Consider the following 14,292-nt stretch of genomic DNA (forward strand, 5'->3'; position numbering starts at 1 on the left):
GGGAAGGCCAGAGGAGAGCATGGCATGAACGCGCCGACCGAAGGGCAATTGGCATTGGCGGGAGCCCTGGCCAGGGGTGGATCGCGCGGCGAGGGCGAGATCGCGCATGTCGCGGCCTCGGTCTACACCAGCGCCGAGCGTTTCGCCGCCGAGCAGGCTGGCATCTTCGCAAGCGTGCCCCTGGTGATCGCGCCCTCCGCGTTGCTCCCCGAACCCAATATGGCGATCCCGCATGACGGCTTCGGCAAGCCGCTGCTGGTCGCGCGCGACAAGGCGGGCCAGGCGCATGTCTTCCTCAACGTCTGCCGGCATCGCGGCACCCGCCTCGTCGAGGGTTGCGATCCGGTGAAGGGCGGGCGCCTGGTCTGCCCCTATCATGCCTGGACCTATGCGCTCGACGGGCGGCTGATCGGCCTTCCCCGCCCCGACACCTTTCCCGGCCTCGACAAGGGCGAGTACGGCCTCAAGCGCCTGCCCACGCACGAAGCCGGCGGGCTCATCTGGTTTTCCTTCGCCGAGGGAGCGGACTTCGCCGAGGCGGAGACGCTGGCGCGCGATTTCGAAGCGTTCGACCTGGCCGGCCAGCACCTGTTCCGCCGCCGCACCCATAGGGTGCAGGCGAACTGGAAGCTGATCATGGACGCCTTTCTCGAAGGCTATCACATCCAGCGGCTCCATGCCGACACGATCGCGCCCTTCTTCAAGGACGGCGTCTCCACTGCCGACACCATCGGCCCGCACCAGCGCTCGGCAGTGGGGCGCGAAGCCGCGCTCGCGGCGCTTTCCTCCAGCGACTGGGCAACGCTGCGCGCGGCGATCACCTATACCTATCAGATGTTTCCGGGCACGGTGCTGGTGGTGAGCCCCGACTATATCAACCTGATGGTGCTGATGCCCCAGTCCGAAGGGTGCGTGCTGGTCGAGGATTTCATGCTGATCCCGGAGCCGCCCGCCAGCGAAAGAGCGCTCGCCCATTGGGAGCGCAGCTGGGAACTGCTCGACGGCGGAGTCTTCGCCTCGGAGGATTTCCGCGCCTGCGAGCTGGGCCAGCAGGGCCTCGCCTCGGGCGCGATCGAGCGGGTGACGCTCGGTACCCTCGAGCTCGGCATCCGCCATTTCCACGATGCGGTGAATGCCCGGATCCGGTAGAATCCGGAGAGGAATTCCTCAGGATTTCGCGTGCCCGGCCTCCGGCCTACCTATGAGGTAGTTCGAGAGGATCGCCCGATGCCGCTTCGATTGCCGCCCAAGGAACTGCTCGACCTCAGCGACGAACCCCGCCTGCCGCGCGGCTCCGGGCTGCTGATCGCGCTCGGCATCGGCGCGGTAAGCTGGACCATCGTCGTCGCCGCAGCGCTTATCCTGCTGCGCTACTAGGCAGGGCTCAGGAACAGGCTGAAGCTGCCCGGCAGCCGCCTGGGTGCCCTGGTTCCCTCCAGCACTGCCTCGATCGCGGTGATCGCCGCGAGCAGGTCGCGCTGCGGATAGGGTTTGGCGAGGCATCCCGCCGCGAGCGCCCGCGCTTCCTGGGGAAAGCTTCCCGTCACGAACAGCACCGGCAGCCCGCGCCCCTGCGCCGCCCGCGCGACCTCCACGCCGCTGCCATCGGCCAGGCTCACGTCCGCCAGCACCAGGTCCAGCCCGGCGTCCGCCGCGATCACGCGCAGCGCCTCGGCGACCGTATCCACCGTCGCCGCCACCGCGAAGCCTTCGCCCGTCAGGAAATGTTCCGTGTCGAAGGCGACCAGCGGCTCGTCCTCCACCACCAGCAACCGCTCGATCCGCCGCTTCTTCCGCCCGAACATCATCTCGCCTGAAAACCCGCCAAGTCACTGAACCCGAGGCGCCAACGCGCCAATCCCTTTCGAGGGCGCAATAATTTTTGAAGCGACCGCCACAATCGCTATATCGCCCAAGTGTCATCATCCAATACCAAAGAAGCGCAGCGCATCGCCAAGCTGCTGGCCCGTGCCGGAATCGCGTCGCGTCGCGATATCGAGCGCATGATCGTGGACGGGCGAATCGCGCTCGACGGGAAAGTGCTCGATACGCCCGCGACGCTGCTCACTTCCCTGCGCGGCGTTACCGTCGACGGCAAGCCGGTTGCCGCGCCCGCCCCCGCCCGGCTATTCCGCTATCACAAGCCCGCGGGCCTGCTCACCACCGAGCGCGATCCCAAGGGCCGCCCGACCATCTATGATCACCTGCCCGAGGGGCTGCCGCGCGTGATGCCCGTCGGCCGGCTCGACCTGAGTACCGAGGGCCTGTTGCTGCTGACCACCGACGGCGAGCTGAAGCGCGCGCTCGAACTGCCCGCCACCGGCGTGGAGCGCAGCTACCGGGCCCGCGCCTATGGCAATGTCACGCAGGCGCAGCTCGAATCGCTGATGCTCGGCGTCGAGATCGAAGGCGTCCGCTATGGCCCGATCAACGCCAATATCGAGCGGCGCACCGGTGCGAACGTGTGGATCGAGATGACCCTGACCGAAGGCAAGAACCGCGAAGTGCGCCGCGTGCTCGAATATCTGGGGCTCGAGGTGAACCGGCTCATCCGCACCCGCTACGGCCCCTTCTGGCTGGGCGACATGCCTGCGGGCGATGTCGACGAGATCCGCCAGCACGACCTGATCACCTTCCGCACCGTGCTGTCCCGGCCAGGCGGCGGCAAGGCAGCCTCGAACCTGCAGTTCGCAGTCCGCTCGCGCGCGGTCGAGCCGGCGCCCCGGCCCAGCCCGGTCCCCGCGCCGGGCGGCCGGGAGCCCGAGGGCCGCCGCAAGATCGAGAAGCCAGAGGCGAAGAAGCCGGTCTTCACTGCCCGCGTCACGCCCCGGGCGAAGGACGAGATCGCGATCGAGCGGCCCCGCCCGTCCGGCAAGCCCGGTCCTCGCAAGCCGCGCGAGGACGGCGTCGCCAAGCCTGCCCGCGCCGCTCGCGCACGCGCGCACCGCGAGACGCAGGAGCCGCGCCCCGGCGATTTCGTCGACCGGCCCAAGGGTCCGCGCGGGCCCGGCAAGGGCACCGGACGTCCCGGGCCCGCCGGCGGCCGCGCGCGGCCCGGCGGCGGCAAGCCCGCCCGCCCGCCAAGGACCCGCAAATGAGGATCGTCGCCGGGGAATGGCGCGGCCGCCCGCTCGTCGCGCCCAGGGGAGACACCACCCGCCCCACTGCGGACCGCACGCGCGAGGCGCTTTTCTCGATGCTCGCCAGCCGCCTCGGCAGCTTCGAGGAGCTGGCGGTGGCCGATCTGTTCGCCGGCTCCGGCGCGCTGGGGCTGGAAGCCCTGTCGCGCGGCGCGGCCTCCTGCCTGTTCGTCGAACAGGATCGGGCGGCGCTCGATGCGCTGCGTGCCAATATCGCCAAACTGGGTACGAAAGCCGCGGAAGTACGCGCCGGTTCGGTCCTGTCGCTCGGTCCTGCCCGCGCGCCGCTCGACCTGATCCTGATGGATCCGCCCTATGGCACCGGCGCGGGCAGCGTCGCGCTCGACAAGCTCGGGCGGCTCGGCTGGGCGGGTCCGGCCACCTGGATCAGCATCGAGACGGCACGCGACGAAGTGCCCGACGTGGCCGGCTTCGTCGCGGACGTCAGCCGGGTGCACGGCAAGGCGCGGCTCACGCTGCTGCGCGCCGCGCCTGCCGCCTGAGCGCTAGAACCAGGGCGCCAGCGTATAGCTGATGTCCTGCTGCACGCCGCCACGCTCGATCTTGAGCGATACCTGCTTGCCCGGCGCGCCATCGGCCGCGCGCAGGATCGCGCCGATATCGCCGCCGACGATGATGTCGCCCCGGCGGATGCCCGCCTTCGCCGCCGGGCTGCCGGCACCGATATCGTCCACGACGATGCGGCCATCCTCCCGTTCGAGCCCAAGCGCACCGAGCGGATAGCCCTGGCGGAGCCGCTGCGCACCGTTCGGAGTGGCATAGAGCAGCCCCGCCGAGACATCGGTGGTCAGATGGAGCTGCGAGAGGATGCTCAGGCCGAGCAGCCCGTCATTGCGCCCCTCGCTGAGCGTGCCCGGCTTGTCTACGGTCACCAGCAGGTCCTGGAACACGAAGGGCCCGACCTTGATCCGCTCGGCGCGATAGATACGGGTCCGGATATGGCCGCCGTCGCCAAGGCCGCGGGCCGTACTCACCGCATAGGGCCTGTCGCTTGCCCATAGGCCGCTCTTCGCGGCGGCGCGGCCGTTCATCGTCATGCCCGGCGCCCCGGTATCGACGATGAAATCGCCCTCGAAGCCATCGATCGAAGCATCCACTTCGATACGCGGCACGTCGTTTTCCTTGCTCAGGCGCGAGGGCAGCCTGGTCAATCCGTCGAAGTTCGGCCGCCCGTCGAGATAGGCGCGCCATTCGCCCTTCATGAAATCGAAGTCGCTGTCGTAGCTGATGAACAATCCCACGCCGAAACTGCCCACTGCATCGGGCGAGGCGCGCTTGCCGACGCCGGTGAACAGCATGTTGCGGAAACGGATACCGTTGGCCAGCATCACTTCCCTGGCGGAATACCAGCTATAGTCGGCCACCTTGCCGCCATAGCCGACCATGTGCCCCGAATGCTCGACCCGCTCCAGCCGCTGGGCCTTGGCGAAGGCGTCCTCGATGAAGCTCAGCGTGGCGCCGGTATCGACGATGAACAGGAACGGCCCGTTGCCGTTGATCTTGGCCGCCATCCAAACCCGGCCTTCGGTCAGCATGATGCGATTGACCACCGGCGCGCGATCCGGCGCCGCCAATGCCCGGCCCGCCATGGCCGCCAGCGTCACGCCGCCACCGATAAGTCTACGTCTGCCGATCATCTTTGGAATCCCCCGGTTCGGGAGGCGCAGTATTGATCGAAGATGACGGGACGAAGTCGGTTACTTGTCTCTTACGAGAATCAGGCCGATCAGGCTAAGCAATCCCGCCCCGGCGAGATAGTAGCCGACCCAGGTGAGCCCGCCCTGCTTCACCAGCGTCTCGGCAATCAGCGGCGTGAGCCCGCCGCCCAGGATGCCGCCCAGGTTGAACGTGACGGAGACGCCGGTGTAGCGCACCCGCGCCGGGAACAGGCTGGGCAGCCAGCCGCCCAGCGGCCCATAGACGAAGCCCATCACGAACAGCGCGAAGGCCAGCCAGGCCGCGACGCTCGCCAGCGATCCCGGCACCACCAGCAGCGCCATCGCCATGCCGACCGGGATGGTGAAGATGCAGCCGAACATCAGCACCGCGTTGGCGGTGCGCTTGTCCGCGCTGATCCCCGCCGTGACGATGCCCGCGGCCATGAACAGGATCGCGAGCAGTTCCACCGCCAGGAAGGTCTCGCGATCATAGCCCAGCGTCTTGGTGCCATGGCCGATGATGAACACGGTCGAGATGTAGAACAGCGCGAAGCAGGCGACCGTCCCGACGGTGCCGGCGAAGGTGGCAAGGGCGCTGGTGCGGAACAGCTCGCCGATCGGCACGGCGGGCGGGGCCTCCTTCTCGGTCGCGGCGACGAACTCGGGCGTCTCGGTGATCTTCAGACGCACCCACAGGCCGAGGAACACCAGCACCGCGCTGGCGAGGAATGGCAGGCGCCAGCCCCATTCGCGGAACTGCGCGTCGTCCATGACCGCACCCAGGATCAGGAAGAAGCCATTGGCGAAGATGAACCCCACCGGCGCGCCCATCGGCGGGAAGCTGCCATAGCGATTGGCCCAGCCCGGCGGCGCATTCTCCACCGCGAGCAGGCTCGCCCCGCCCCATTCGCCACCCAGCCCCAGCCCCTGGCCGAAACGGAGCAGGCAGAGCAGCAGTGGCGCCATCCAGCCGAGCATCGCATAGCCGGGCAGGAAGCCGATCAGCACGGTCGAGATGCCCATCAGCATCAACGAGGCGACCAGCGTGGACTTGCGGCCCATCCGGTCGCCGAAATGGCCGAACACCAGCCCGCCCAGCGGCCGCGCGAAGAAGGCCACGGAGAAGCTCGCATAGCTGGCGAGCTGGCGAATCCAGGGCTCGCTGGCGGGAAAGAACAGGTCCGGGAAGACGATCGCCGCCGCCGTGGCGTAGATATAGAAATCGTAGAACTCGACCGAGGTGCCGACCAGGCTGGCGAACAGGATGCGGCGGTGCGATGCGGCGGCTTTGGTCATGCCCTCTCCCCTTTTGCCTCCTCCTTGGATCGATCCGGCGCAAAGGGAAAGCCCGTTCATCGGCAGGACAGTTTCGCCCGCGTACCGGTGCGCCACCTCAGCGACCGGACCAGGGAGACGGGCGATGCGCGAATCGGCGGGAAGACGGCTGGCTTATGCCGTGTTGTTCGCTGTGCTCGCGGGCTTCGTCGTGGCATTCTGGAACCCGATCGACCATCTGAAGGCCGATCTGCGCGCCGATGGCCAGGGCTTCAAGTTCAGCATCGAGCTGGCGACCCACCTGTTCGAACTGGGCCTGAAGCGGCTCTGAGGGCATCGCCATTCCGGCTTTCGCCGGGTCGGCGGTGAGGATAGGCTCCCGGGACGAACGGGAGGTCGGCATGCGCAGCATCAGATTGGCGGTCCTCGCCCCGCTGCTCCTGGCCTCCACGGCGCCGGCGCCGCACTATGCCGTCGTCCATGGCTGGCCGGTCCTGCCACCGGGCCGCCTGTTCGGCCCGTGCTCGGGCGTGGCGGTGAGCGGCAAGGGCGAGGTATTCGTCCTCCACCGCGGCAATCGCGGCACCGATGCCAAGGGGCTCGCGACGCTGAAGGAACCGGTGGTCGCAGTGTTCGATGCCGCCACCGGCAGGCTGCTGCGCGAATGGGGCGCCGGACTGTTCGTGGTCCCGCACGGCATCAGCATCGGCCCGAATGGCCATGTCTGGATCACCGATACCGGATCGAACCAGGTCTTCGAGCTCACCCCCGACGGCACGCTGCTGCGCACCCTCGGCGAGCGCGGCGTCGCCGGCGCGGATGCGACGCATTTCGATCGCCCCACCGATGTCGCGCCGCTCGCCGACGGCAGCTTCTATGTCGCCGACGGCTATGGCAATTCGCGCGTGATGAAGTTCGCTGCCGACGGACGGCTGCTCTTCCAATGGGGCACGCGCGGTACCGGCCCGGGCCAGTTCGACATCCCGCACGCGCTCGCGATCGACGCCGGGCATCGCGTCTATGTCGCCGACCGGGCCAACGACCGCGTCCAGCTGTTCGACGGGAAGGGCCGCTATCTCGCCGAATGGAAATCCCCCTCGATCGGCCGCCCATTCGGTCTGGCGCTGTTGCCCGGTCGCCGCATCGCCATCCTCGACGGGGGCACGAATTCGGGCAAGGTGCCGGATCATGACGGCGTGACCATCGCCGGCCTGGACGGTCGCGAGGTCGCGCATTTCGGCGGCATCGGCAACCAGGACGGCCAGTTCCGGATCGCGCACGACATCGCCGCGGACCGCGCCGGCAATCTCTACGTCGTCGATATCGCCGGCCAGCGCGTGCAGAAGTTCGTGCGGCGATAGCAGCCCTGGTGACGCCGGCGGCCGTCGTCGTTCACCGCTGGCACGGGACGTTCACCGATTCGAGGTTGGCCTGCCGACGGAACCTGGCTTGATCGGTCGCGCGTTCATCGGAGAGTTCAATGCATCTTGCCCGTTTCGTCATCGCCTTCTCATGCCTTCTTGCAAGCACCGCCTCGTCCGCCCGGAGCGCCACTACGGAGAGCACGGGCCTTTCCCCCGTGACATCCCCGCAGGATCGGCCGGCAATTGATCTAGATGCGGACTTCGCTTCGATCGCGCCGACGGGCCCCGGATGCGCGGCGGGTGTCGTGATCGCCGGAGCGGCGCCGCTTATGCAAAGCCATGGCATGGCCGATCTGGAACATCCGGTGCCGATCACGGCGGACAGCGTCTTCGAGACCGGTTCGCTGGCCAAGCAGTTCACCGCCGCCGCGATGCTACTGCTCGTCCAGGACGGGAAGCTGACGCTCGACGACGATATCAGGCGCTACCTGCCGGAAATGCCGGACTATGGGACCCCGATCACGATCCGACACCTGCTCAACCACACCAGCGGGCTGCGCGAGCAATGGAGCCTGCTGGCCCTGGCCGGCAGGGGCCCCGGAACTCAGGTGCATGGCCAGGGCACGATCCTCGACCTCGCCTCGCGCCAGAAGGGGCTGAATTTCGCGCCCGGCGCGGAGTTCCTCTATACCAATACCAATTACGTCTTGGCCGCGATCATCGTCGAACGCGTCAGCGGCAAGAGCCTCCAGCGCTTCACCAGCGAACGCCTGTTCCAGCCGCTCGGCATGACCCGCAGCCGGTGGCGGGAGGATTTCCGCACGGTGGTTCCGGGACGGGCAACGGCCTATGCCGCGACCGATGGCGGCTTCGTCGCCAACATGCCCTTCACCAATGTCTACGGAAATGGCGGGCTTCTCACCACGATCGGAGATTTGCTGCGCTGGAACGCGTTCCTCGATGACCCATCCCGGCTCCCCGGTGGTCCGGCCCTGGCGGCTGCCCTGCAATCGCCGGGGAACCTGCGGGATGGCGTCGCGCTCGAATACGCCCTGGGTCTTGAAGTCACGCGCGCGCATGGGCTGCGCCTCGTCTCCCATAGTGGTTCGACCGGCGGCTATAAGGCATGGCTGGGCCGCTATCCCGAAAGGCGCGTCTCGGTCGCGCTGCTCTGCAACAATGGCGACATCGATCCGGTCGGCCTGGGCGAGAAGATAGCGGCACGCGCGCTCCAGGCCGCCGGCCATCGCGGCGCGGACGTCGCAGCACCCGCACCGTCCGCGCTCGCCCCGGCCGCCGCGACCCTTCGTCGCGACCTGGCGTCGTATCAGGGCCTTTTCCGCAGTCACGTCACCGGCGAGTTGGTCGAAACCAGGCTCGTCGATGGGGAACTCATGCTGCGACAGGGTGCGTCCCAGGCGCTGATACCCGGCGAGGGCGATCATTTTCGACGCGCCGACGGCGATCGCGTGCACATCGTCAGGAGCAACGGGAAGCCGACCGCGCTCACGATCGAGCGCGGCCCGATGCGCCAGCGTTTCATCGCGGTCGCGCCAGCCAGAAACGGCGATGCCGCGCTCGCTGCCTATGTCGGTACCTATTATAGCCCTGAACTGGACACGCGCATCTCGGTCGTGCGGCGGGGGCACGCCTTGGTCATGCGCCTGCCATTCGGGATCGAATGGCCGCTGACGCCGAGTTTCGCCGACGGCTTCACCACGCGGCTGCGCGGCACGACCAGTTTCGTCTTCACGCGCGCGTCTGACGGCAAGGTCGATGGCGTTGCCGCCTGGGCGAACGGGGCCCGCAACCTGCGGTTCGCGCGGCAGCCCCGCTGAAGTCGCGGTGGATCAGAACCGGCTGAGCTGCCGCTCAGAGCCCGAACGTCTTCACCGCGGTCAGCATCAGCCAATAGAGGCCGCCCGAGAGCAGCATCGCCGCCGGCAGGGTGAGCAGCCAGGCCAGCGCCAGGTTGCGCACCGTGCGAGCCTGCAGGCCCGCGCCGCTCGCCACCGAAGCACCGGCGACGCCCGAGGAAAGGATATGCGTGGTCGACACCGGCAGGCCGAAGCGATCGGCCGCCAGGATCGTGCCCGCCGCCACCAGCTCGGCCGAGGCGCCCATGGCATAGGTCATGTGCTGCTTGCCGATCTTCTCGCCGACGGTGACGACGATCCGCTTCCACCCGATCATCGTCCCCAGTCCGAGCGCCAGCGCGACGACGATCTTCACCCAGAGCGGGATGAAGCGCGTGCCGGCCTCCAGGCTCTTCTGATAGTCGGCCAGCGCCTTCAGTTCGGCAGGCTGGAAACCGTCCGGTTTCTTGGTGACGAGCTTGGTCGAGTCGAGCACCAGATACATGTCGTTGCGGACATTGCCGGTGGCTTCCGCCGGCACCTTGCTCAGCGAGCCGAAGCCCTGGACGCGGGCGGTGAGATCCTTCGAAAGGCCCTCGAGCGCGGCGAACACCTGCGGGTTCTCCGCCTTGCGCTGCTGAAGCGCGGTGGTGAGCACGGCACGCGCCTGGACCGGTGCCATGTCCGGCAATCCGCGGCTATGCGCATCGAACGCCGCCGAAGCGGTATTGGCGGTCTGGACGAAGGCCGGAGTCGCGCTCGCCGGCAGCGTGCGGTTGAGCGCATAGGCGGTCGGCGCGCAGCCGATCAGGATCAGCATGATCAGGCCCATGCCCTTCTGGCCGTCGTTCGAGCCATGGCTGAACGAGACCGCGGTGCAGGTGAAGATCAGCGCGCTGCGAATGCCCAGCGGCGGGGCAGTGTGCGGCATCGGCGAGGTGTAGAGCTTCGGGTTGCGCAGCACCGCGCGCATCACGAGCAGCAGCAGCACCGCCGCGAAGAAGCCGATCAGCGGCGCCATCCACAGGCCGGTGAGCACTTTCTGCGCCTGGCTCCAGTCGACGCCGGCGGTGCCGCCGCGCGAACCGGCCTGGATCAGCTGGTTGGCGAAGCCCACGCCCAGCACCGAGCCGATCAGCGTGTGCGACGACGAGTTGGGCAGGCCGACATACCAGGTACCCAGATTCCACAGCACCGCCGCGAGCAGCAGCGCGAAGATCATCGCAAAGCCGGATGCCGAGCCGACATTGAGGATCAGGTCCACCGGCAGCAGCGTGATGATCGAATAGGCGACGGCGCCGCTGGACAGCATCACGCCCAGGAAGTTCCAGAAGCCCGACCAGACCACCGCGAAATGGGCCGGCATCGAATTGGTGTAGATCACCGTCGCCACGGCATTGGCGGTATCGTGGAAGCCGTTCACGAACTCGAAGCCGAGCGCGATCAGCAGCGCCAGCGCGAGGAACAGGAACACGCCGGTGGCAAGCTCCTCCCCCACCCCGTGCGTGTCGGTCAGCACGCTCCAGCCGGCAAAGGCCAGCCCGCCGACCATAATCGCCGCGAAGAGCAGCTTGGCGAGGGGATGGGTCTTGTAGTCGAATCGGGGCCCCTGCTGCGGTTGATCAACCGGCGGGGCTTGGTCCAGAGCGAGTGATGCCATGATATGCGCGCCTCTGGCCGGAGGGTGTGACAGCCATATGACAAACGCATGACATGGCGAAGGATCACGCCGAAACGAACCGCTTCAGAAACGGACCTGCATATAGGCCTTGGGGCCCGGCTTGATGCCGCGATTGCCGCCGGGCAGGCTCATGAACCCGCGCCCGCGCAGCCGCCGCAGCCAGGCAAATCCCATCTCGACATGGTCGGACGCCTCGAAGCTCAGCCGGGCGCCGGCATAGTGCCGCGCATCGCGCACTACGCCGCGATCGGCATCGAAGCGCGGCGCCTGGGCGTAGGCGCTCATGCCCAGCCAGGCATGCCCGATCACTTCCTTCTGCAGCGAGAAGCCATAGGTGGAGCGCGTCTCGTCGGCCCGCCAGCTTTCGTTGCTGCCGCGCACGGTCGCGGAGGTGCGCAGCCACAGGCCCGATGCCCGCTCCTCGGTCTTCACGCGAATTTCCGGCTGCAGCACCAGATAGGCGGCCTGGGCCGCGGCAACGGCCTGACCCTGTGCCGGCATGGCAGCGAGGATCGCCCCCGCCGCCAGTCCGATCGCGCCGCTTCGAACAACAACCCCCATGCCGAGCCCCCAGACAGGCAGTATGCCGCCGAATCCTCCCGGCGACGCTGGGATATTATTGCTGAAATGTTTCCAATACCAGCCTATATTGTTTCCGCCGTCAGCCCTGCTCCCGCAGCAGCTCCTCAAGCACCTGAATCGCCCCGGCGAAGCGTAGCTGCGTTCGCTTCTGCTCGGCGATCTGCGTATCGAGCGCCTTCAGCCGCTCCTCGCCCGCGGCATGCTCCCGCCTGAGCAGATCGAGCCGCGCCTCAAGCATCTTCCTGTCCATTCGCGCCTCCCCGATCGTTGGGACGCGACGATCCCAGGATCGCGCGCCACTGGCAATCCGCCATTGCCTCGCCCGCCCGCGTTCCCTACCTGTTCGCGGATGACCCTGCCTGTCGAGACCGATGCCAACGCCCCCTATCTCCAGGGCCTGAACCCGCCCCAGCGCGAGGCGGTGCTGACGGCCGAGGGGCCGGTGCTCGTGCTGGCCGGCGCGGGCACGGGCAAGACCGCGGCGCTCACCGCCCGCCTCGCCCATCTGCTCTGGACCCGCCGCGCCTATCCCAGCGAGATCCTGGCGGTCACCTTCACCAACAAGGCGGCGCGCGAGATGAAGGAGCGGGTCGGCCGCCTCGTCGGCGCGGCGGTGGAGGGCATGCCCTGGCTCGGCACCTTCCACGCGATCGGCGCCAAGATGCTGCGCCGCCATGCCGAGCTGGTCGGCCTGCAGTCCAACTTCACCATCCTCGACACCGACGACCAGCTCCGCCTGATCAAGCAGCTGATCCTCGCGGCAGACCTCGACGAGAAGCGCTGGCCCGCCCGCCAGCTCGCCGGACTGATCGACGAGTGGAAGAACAAGGGCCTGACGCCCGCCGAGATCGGCGCGGGCGAATCCGAGCGCTACGCCAATGGCCGCGGCGCCGCGCTCTACCATCTCTATCAGGAGCGGCTGAAGGCGCTCAACGCCTGCGACTTCGGCGACCTGCTTCTCCACATGCTGGTGATCCTCAAGACCCACCGCGACGTGCTGGAGCGCTATCAGCAGCGCTTCCGCTACATCCTGGTCGACGAATATCAGGACACCAACGCCGTCCAGTATCTCTGGCTTCGCCTCCTCGCCCAGGAGCGCAAGAACATCTGCTGCGTCGGCGACGACGACCAGTCGATCTATTCGTGGCGCGGCGCCCTGGTCGAGAACATCCTCAAGTTCGAAAAGGACTTTCCCGGCGCCAGGGTGATCAAGCTCGAGCAGAATTACCGCTCGACGCCGCACATCCTCGCCGCCGCGTCGGGCGTGATCGCCAACAATAGCGGCCGCCTCGGCAAGACGCTGTGGACCGACAAGGACCAGGGCGAGAAGGTCAAGGTGCTCGGCGTGTGGGACGGGCCCGAGGAAGCGCGCCGCGTCGGCGAGGAGATCGAGGGGCAGCAGCGTGCCTGGAGCAGGGAGGATGGGGGAAAGTCGCTCGACGACATGGCGATCCTCGTCCGCGCCCAGCACCAGACGCGCGAATTCGAGGACCGGTTCATCGCGATCGGCTTGCCCTATCGCATCATCGGCGGCTTCCGCTTCTACGAGCGCCAGGAAATCCGCGACGCCCTCGCCTATCTCCGCGTCGTCGCGCAACCGGCGGACGATCTCGCCTTCGAGCGCATCGTCAACGTTCCCAAGCGCGGCCTGGGCGACAAGGCGCTGGCGAAGGTCCACCAATATGCCCGGGCCGAGGGAATCCCGCTCGTCACCGCCGCCGCGCGTATCCTCGATACCGACGAGCTGACGCCCCAGGCCCGCCGCGCGCTCGGCAACCTGGTCGGCGACATGGCGCGCTGGCGGAGCATGGGCAACGACCTCCAGCACCCGGACCTCGCCCGCATCATCCTCGACGAGAGCGGCTATACCGCGATGTGGCAGGCCGACCGCACCGCCGAGGCCGCCGGGCGGCTCGAGAACCTGAACGAGCTCGTCCGCGCGATGGAGGAATACGAGACGCTCGGCGCCTTTCTCGAGCATGTCTCCCTCGTCATGGACAATGAGGGGCAGCGCGACGAGCCCAAAGTCACGATCATGACGATCCACGCCGCCAAGGGGCTGGAGTTCGACACCGTGTTCCTGGCCGGCTGGGAGGAAGGCATCTTCCCCTCGCAGCGCGCCCTCGACGAGGGGGGGCTCGCCTCGCTGGAGGAGGAGCGCCGCCTGGCCTATGTCGCGATCACGCGCGCGCGGCGCCAGGCAACCATCCTCCACGCCGCCAATCGCCGCATCTACGGCCAGTGGAACGCGAGCATCCCGAGCCGCTTCGTCGCCGAGTTGCCCGAGGCGCATATCGAGAGCGAAAGCACGATGACCGGCGGCGCCTCGCTATGGCAGGCGAACTGGAGCGAGCGCAGCGACCCCTTCGCGGACGTGTCGCGCGGGACCGGGCGAGGGCCGGGCTGGCAGCGCGCGGCGGGGGTGGACATGAAGAACCCGGGCGGCGGCTTCACGTCGCGGACGTTCAGCCGCGAGCCTGCCCGCGTGGTGGAGAGCCGCGCTTCGGCGGTGAGCTTCGGCGCCAAGCCGCGCGACGACCTGTCGCTGGGCATGCGCGTGTTCCACCAGAAGTTCGGCTACGGCACGATCGCCGAGATCGAGGGGAACAAACTCGAGATCGACTTCGAACAGGCCGGGCGGAAGCGGGTTATGGATAGTTTCGTTACGGCGGGGTGAGAGGGAAGAACAGGGCGGCCAATGACCGCCCCCCCTCT

General features: G+C 68.0%; 14 protein-coding genes. 8 read left to right on the forward strand and 6 right to left on the reverse strand.

Annotated elements, in window-relative coordinates; genetic code table 11:
- The first annotated feature begins 24 nt into the window (after positions 1–24).
- Both BGP17_RS05305 and BGP17_RS05310 read left to right on the forward strand, forming a co-directional pair.
- Positions 25–1,149 (forward strand): aromatic ring-hydroxylating oxygenase subunit alpha, encoded by a 1,125-nt coding sequence (locus BGP17_RS05305; RefSeq protein WP_286711253.1) that lies wholly within the window; start codon positions 25–27, stop codon positions 1,147–1,149.
- Positions 1,150–1,227: 78 nt separating this feature from the next.
- The gene (locus tag BGP17_RS05310; RefSeq protein WP_167299061.1) at positions 1,228–1,377 is read left to right on the forward strand and encodes a hypothetical protein; all 150 of its coding nucleotides are present in this window, start codon (positions 1,228–1,230) and stop codon (positions 1,375–1,377) included.
- On the opposite strand, the gene BGP17_RS05315 is transcribed toward BGP17_RS05310, so the two are convergent.
- On the reverse strand, positions 1,374–1,808 hold the full coding sequence (locus BGP17_RS05315; protein ID WP_167299429.1) for a response regulator: 435 nt from the start codon (positions 1,806–1,808) through the stop codon (positions 1,374–1,376). The two genes, BGP17_RS05310 and BGP17_RS05315, sit on opposite strands and share 4 nt — an antisense overlap.
- A gap of 108 nt (positions 1,809–1,916) precedes the next feature.
- On the opposite strand from BGP17_RS05315, the gene BGP17_RS05320 reads away from it, so the two are divergent.
- Both BGP17_RS05320 and rsmD read left to right on the forward strand, forming a co-directional pair.
- A complete protein-coding gene (locus tag BGP17_RS05320) occupies positions 1,917–3,098 on the forward strand; it encodes a pseudouridine synthase (protein WP_286711254.1) in 1,182 nt (393 codons plus the stop codon).
- Positions 3,095–3,643, forward strand: coding sequence for a 16S rRNA (guanine(966)-N(2))-methyltransferase RsmD (rsmD, locus tag BGP17_RS05325; protein ID WP_286711255.1), 549 nt, complete (start codon positions 3,095–3,097; stop codon positions 3,641–3,643). Before BGP17_RS05320 ends, rsmD begins: the two co-directional genes overlap by 4 nt.
- 3 nt (positions 3,644–3,646) lie before the next feature.
- On the opposite strand, the gene BGP17_RS05330 is transcribed toward rsmD, so the two are convergent.
- A complete protein-coding gene (locus BGP17_RS05330) occupies positions 3,647–4,798 on the reverse strand; it encodes a retroviral-like aspartic protease family protein (RefSeq protein WP_286711256.1) in 1,152 nt (383 codons plus the stop codon).
- A gap of 60 nt (positions 4,799–4,858) precedes the next feature.
- On the reverse strand, positions 4,859–6,115 hold the full coding sequence (locus BGP17_RS05335; protein WP_286711257.1) for an MFS transporter: 1,257 nt from the start codon (positions 6,113–6,115) through the stop codon (positions 4,859–4,861).
- 124 nt (positions 6,116–6,239) lie between these two features.
- On the opposite strand from BGP17_RS05335, the gene BGP17_RS05340 reads away from it, so the two are divergent.
- The 3 genes from BGP17_RS05340 to BGP17_RS05350 all read left to right on the forward strand — a co-directional run bounded on the left by BGP17_RS05340 (position 6,240) and on the right by BGP17_RS05350 (position 9,296).
- On the forward strand, positions 6,240–6,425 hold the full coding sequence (locus BGP17_RS05340; RefSeq protein WP_167299065.1) for a hypothetical protein: 186 nt from the start codon (positions 6,240–6,242) through the stop codon (positions 6,423–6,425).
- Between the two features lie 70 nt (positions 6,426–6,495).
- The gene (locus BGP17_RS05345; RefSeq protein ID WP_286711258.1) at positions 6,496–7,455 is read left to right on the forward strand and encodes a peptidyl-alpha-hydroxyglycine alpha-amidating lyase family protein; all 960 of its coding nucleotides are present in this window, start codon (positions 6,496–6,498) and stop codon (positions 7,453–7,455) included.
- Between the two features lie 119 nt (positions 7,456–7,574).
- Positions 7,575–9,296 (forward strand): serine hydrolase domain-containing protein, encoded by a 1,722-nt coding sequence (locus tag BGP17_RS05350; protein WP_286711259.1) that lies wholly within the window; start codon positions 7,575–7,577, stop codon positions 9,294–9,296.
- A 34-nt stretch (positions 9,297–9,330) separates the two neighbouring features.
- On the opposite strand, the gene BGP17_RS05355 is transcribed toward BGP17_RS05350, so the two are convergent.
- The 3 genes from BGP17_RS05355 to BGP17_RS05365 form a co-directional block, all read right to left on the reverse strand.
- Positions 9,331–10,974 carry an inorganic phosphate transporter gene (locus tag BGP17_RS05355; protein ID WP_167299068.1) on the reverse strand — a complete coding sequence of 548 codons (1,644 nt, stop codon included), beginning with the start codon at positions 10,972–10,974 and terminating at the stop codon, positions 9,331–9,333.
- Positions 10,975–11,058: 84 nt separating this feature from the next.
- Positions 11,059–11,556: a hypothetical protein gene (locus BGP17_RS05360; protein WP_286711260.1), complete on the reverse strand. Its 498-nt coding sequence runs from the start codon at positions 11,554–11,556 to the stop codon at positions 11,059–11,061.
- Positions 11,557–11,656: 100 nt separating this feature from the next.
- Complete coding sequence (locus BGP17_RS05365) at positions 11,657–11,827, reverse strand: hypothetical protein (RefSeq protein WP_286711261.1); 171 nt, start codon at positions 11,825–11,827, stop codon at positions 11,657–11,659.
- A gap of 99 nt (positions 11,828–11,926) precedes the next feature.
- Between BGP17_RS05365 and BGP17_RS05370 the strand changes: the two genes are divergently transcribed.
- Positions 11,927–14,254: an ATP-dependent helicase gene (locus tag BGP17_RS05370; protein ID WP_167299071.1), complete on the forward strand. Its 2,328-nt coding sequence runs from the start codon at positions 11,927–11,929 to the stop codon at positions 14,252–14,254.
- Positions 14,255–14,292 lie beyond the last annotated feature (38 nt).

The organism is Sphingomonas sp. 67-41 (genome assembly GCF_001899725.1).
Lineage (GTDB): Bacteria > Pseudomonadota > Alphaproteobacteria > Sphingomonadales > Sphingomonadaceae > Sphingomonas > Sphingomonas leidyi.

Excerpts from the sequence above, each read along its gene's own strand:
- BGP17_RS05305 (WP_286711253.1), top strand. The coding sequence starts at position 25 with ATGAACGCGCCGACCGAAGGGCAATTGGCATTGGCGGGAGCCCTGGCC.
- BGP17_RS05310 (WP_167299061.1), top strand. The coding sequence starts at position 1,228 with ATGCCGCTTCGATTGCCGCCCAAGGAACTGCTCGACCTCAGCGACGAA.
- BGP17_RS05315 (WP_167299429.1), bottom strand. The coding sequence starts at position 1,808 with ATGATGTTCGGGCGGAAGAAGCGGCGGATCGAGCGGTTGCTGGTGGTG.
- rsmD (WP_286711255.1), top strand. The coding sequence starts at position 3,095 with ATGAGGATCGTCGCCGGGGAATGGCGCGGCCGCCCGCTCGTCGCGCCC.
- BGP17_RS05330 (WP_286711256.1), bottom strand. The coding sequence starts at position 4,798 with ATGATCGGCAGACGTAGACTTATCGGTGGCGGCGTGACGCTGGCGGCC.
- BGP17_RS05335 (WP_286711257.1), bottom strand. The coding sequence starts at position 6,115 with ATGACCAAAGCCGCCGCATCGCACCGCCGCATCCTGTTCGCCAGCCTG.
- BGP17_RS05340 (WP_167299065.1), top strand. The coding sequence starts at position 6,240 with ATGCGCGAATCGGCGGGAAGACGGCTGGCTTATGCCGTGTTGTTCGCT.
- BGP17_RS05345 (WP_286711258.1), top strand. The coding sequence starts at position 6,496 with ATGCGCAGCATCAGATTGGCGGTCCTCGCCCCGCTGCTCCTGGCCTCC.
- BGP17_RS05350 (WP_286711259.1), top strand. The coding sequence starts at position 7,575 with ATGCATCTTGCCCGTTTCGTCATCGCCTTCTCATGCCTTCTTGCAAGC.
- BGP17_RS05355 (WP_167299068.1), bottom strand. The coding sequence starts at position 10,974 with ATGGCATCACTCGCTCTGGACCAAGCCCCGCCGGTTGATCAACCGCAG.
- BGP17_RS05360 (WP_286711260.1), bottom strand. The coding sequence starts at position 11,556 with ATGGGGGTTGTTGTTCGAAGCGGCGCGATCGGACTGGCGGCGGGGGCG.
- BGP17_RS05365 (WP_286711261.1), bottom strand. The coding sequence starts at position 11,827 with ATGGACAGGAAGATGCTTGAGGCGCGGCTCGATCTGCTCAGGCGGGAG.
- BGP17_RS05370 (WP_167299071.1), top strand. The coding sequence starts at position 11,927 with ATGACCCTGCCTGTCGAGACCGATGCCAACGCCCCCTATCTCCAGGGC.